The 1789-nt window shown below is 34.8% G+C and carries 2 protein-coding genes; both read right to left on the bottom strand.

The annotated features are described in order from the left end of the window. On the bottom strand, positions 1-471 hold a 471-nt coding region (locus tag HRT72_07765; protein NQY67603.1), incomplete at its 3' end, for a hypothetical protein. Beyond that, positions 468-1789: hypothetical protein (locus HRT72_07760; GenBank protein ID NQY67602.1), on the bottom strand; the 1322-nt coding region annotated here is incomplete at its 5' end. The genes HRT72_07765 and HRT72_07760, both read right to left, overlap by 4 nt.

Here is a 1789-nt window from a genome sequence, read left to right as displayed (position 1 = left end):
TTTGTCTCTTGCTGCTATTGCTTCACACTTGCCAGTGAGGGCAATTATCTCTTCTGCTGCTTTGTATAATAGTTTGATTTCTTCTATTGTGAGTACTTGTATTGCTTTGGGGTTGGCTTCTTCTCTATTTATTTCTAAGTGTGGTAATGTTAGTCTTCCTGTTTTTCTGAGGTAATCCATCAACTTGTAAAGTCCTTGTAATTGTTTGTTTAAATAGTTGTTGCTTAATGCTCCGCCTCTTCTTTGGTTACTCCGTAATTTTAATTCTTCGTAATATTCTTTAATCAGTGGTGTTGTTAGCTGATTTATTTGGGTGATTTGCTTTTCGTTTTCTAGCCAGTAAAATAATTCTCTTACATAATTGGGCATTTGGTAAACGGTACTCTGAGCGTAACCCAACACATCTAACCATGCTGCAAATGATTTTTCAATGTACTGGAATGCTTCGCTTTTTAGTTGTAAATTCTTCATGCCTTTTTTACCTCGGTCAACCTTTTTTTACTTTTTTTGAACTTCTTACTATCTACCTTGCTAGTATTGATGTTAAGAAGTTCATTATGTACTTGAACTTCTTTTGAACTCTGAACTTCTTGGGGTGCTTTTATTTCTGCTAATACTTGATCTAATACACTTGCTATTCCTAACTGCAACTGCTCGTATTCTTGCATACTTACCACTTCATAAACAAAACCTCTCTTTTTATCCCCTGTTCCTTTTTTGATGTAACTCGATTGTTGCAACTCTAACATGTACCGCTTTTGATTGCTATGATTTATTTTTAGTGCTTTTCGGATTTCAGCATTATTAAAGCCCGTTTCGGGCTGACTATTATTTATTTTATTTCTGGATGCTAAATAAGTTTTGATGGATTCTAAATAATTTCTGCAAGCTCCTGTTAGTTCATCTGATTTTCTTAATAGGATTTCTTTTAATAGTTTGTTGGCATTTTCTACATCTTCTAATGTTGTTTCAATAAATATCTCACCTGTTTTAGGGTCAACTTTTTGCTCTCTTTGATATTGATGATAATAAGTGACTACTTCAATAAATTGTAAGTAATGGTTATTGGTTCTTCTTGGTTTTAATACGGATTCGGGTAGATTTAATAATTCTGCATAAGGATTTACTATTGCTATTGGTTGCAATATTCTTTGAGTATTGCGAAGAAGCTCCGCAGCTTCTTCCTCTGCTTTTTTATCTATTCGTCTGGCGGACACCGCCCGCTGGTATTCCATTATTTTTTGGTCTTGGGATGCACTTTCATCTAAGTAGATTAAAAAACTCCTGTTAGCATTGTCTTCATAGATTTGTTCTTGGGTGGTACAACCTGCTATGGATACAGGCCCCTCAACTATCAGATGTATTGTTCGGGTTTCTCCTTTGGTGTTTTTGTGGGCTAGGGTTTTTCTTATTTTCTTTTTTGATTGTAATTCTCTCAAAGGATAGAGTGAGCTTTCTGCTCCGTCTAAATCTTCTATTAAGATTAGTTGGTTTTTAAGCTCTCTTTGTCCAAAATAGTAAAAGGCGTTTTCACTTAATGTGGTTATTTCTATTTTGTCTTCTTCAGGTATGAGTTCTCCTACTTTTTCTTGTAAATGGGTTTTGCCTGTTCCACTTGCTCCTAAACTTACAATATGTAAAGGATGGCTTAATTTTCTGCTCGTAAATATTAAATACATCAACAGCCTATTGCTTTCTTCTCCTATCATTCCACTTTGACCAATCATTCGATTAGTTTCTGACAATAGATTGTCTTGTTTTAAAAATGCCTGTGCGGCTCGCTCTTCTG

Source organism: Flavobacteriales bacterium (assembly GCA_013214975.1).
Classification (GTDB): domain Bacteria; phylum Bacteroidota; class Bacteroidia; order DT-38; family DT-38; genus DT-38.
The sequence above is the reverse complement of the archived record's forward strand: the minus strand, read 5'-3'. Positions and strand labels throughout refer to the sequence as shown.